The sequence below is a fragment of the Levilactobacillus yiduensis genome (assembly GCF_024718525.1).
Taxonomy (GTDB): domain Bacteria; phylum Bacillota; class Bacilli; order Lactobacillales; family Lactobacillaceae; genus Levilactobacillus; species Levilactobacillus yiduensis.
Genome location: NZ_JAMXAZ010000071.1, coordinates 1 through 1199, shown reverse-complemented (window position 1 = coordinate 1199; position 1199 = coordinate 1). Strand labels below are relative to the sequence as shown.

Sequence of the window (1199 nt, the reverse complement as noted above, 5' to 3'; positions counted from 1 at the left end):
GCCCGATTTAAAATTGAAGTGCAACACCCCTTAAGACATTAAGGGTAAACAAATAGGCCATGGAGACCTATACTTTTAAGCGACCAAACCAAAAAGAAAGAGGTATCTCCATGACCCAGTCAAATCATACCACTACCATTACTTACCAACAACTCTCTGCCGAAGAGCGTGGCCAAATTGAAGCGTTCTTGAAGGACCACCAATCTGTTCGCCAAATTGCTCGTAATCTTCATCGAAATCCCAGTACTATCTCACGCGAAATCAAGCGTGGCACGGTTCGCCAGCTTAACTCCGACTATCTGCCATACTATCAATATTTTGCTGAAGCAGGACAGGCTGTCTATGAAAAAGACCGCCTTAAATGCCATTCTAAGGGTTTACTAAAGCGTTGCTGGCTCTTCTTCAAGCTGTTAGTCCAAGCACTCAAAACCAAGATTAGAGTCGATAGTGTCGATAGCTTCGTCCACCGATTCCATCAACTTTATCCGGACAAGCCGTGTCCATCGACCCCCACGGTTTATCGGTACATTGATTTAGGTTATCTCGACCTCTGTAACGCTGATTTACCAGTCAAGCTTCGTCGCCGAGTAAAGAGCACTCGTCGAACTCGCTCCCGAAAGAATAAGAAGATATTGGGTAGCTCAATCGATGAGCGACCAGCTATCGTCGACCAACGCATCTTGGTGGGTGACTGGGAAGGAGACCTAGTTAAGGGCAAGCGGGTTGCTAGCGAGCCCGCACTGATGACATTAACCGAGCGTGTCAGTCGTTTTGAAATCATCGTTAAGATTCCTGACTACCACGCTGACACTTGCCGCCAGGCACTTCAAGGGGTCATTACGGCCTATGGTCCTAAGAACTTCCAGTCAATCACATTTGACAATGGCAGTGAATTTGCCGAGCTAGATCAGGTCCAAGGAACCAAAGTTTACTTCGCTCATCCTTATACGCCCTCTGAACGAGGGTCTAATGAGAATCTCAACGGTCTCATCCGTGAGTACATTCCGAAGGGCATCTCTCTCAAGAACTTTGATCTACCAACGATCCAAGCCATTCAAAACGCACTTAACCATCGCTTACGTAAATCCCTGGGCTATGCTAGCGCCGCCCAGGTCTTCAAAACACAGGTCTTCAAGAACATGCATCCGGTTATGCTTACGCCTTACTGTCCTGTGTTGCACTTGATTTGACAATTGGGG

General features: G+C 47.1%; 1 protein-coding gene. It reads left to right on the top strand.

Going from position 1 to position 1199, the window contains the following annotated elements; translation table 11 throughout:
* The first annotated feature begins 110 nt into the window (after positions 1-110).
* Positions 111-1190 carry an IS30 family transposase gene (locus NGM66_RS14325; RefSeq protein ID WP_056990137.1) on the top strand — a complete coding sequence of 360 codons (1080 nt, stop codon included), beginning with the start codon at positions 111-113 and terminating at the stop codon, positions 1188-1190.
* Positions 1191-1199: the final 9 nt, after the last annotated feature.

Coding starts and splice junctions, on each gene's coding strand:
- NGM66_RS14325 (WP_056990137.1), top strand. CDS start 111: ATGACCCAGTCAAATCATACCACTACCATTACTTACCAACAACTCTCT.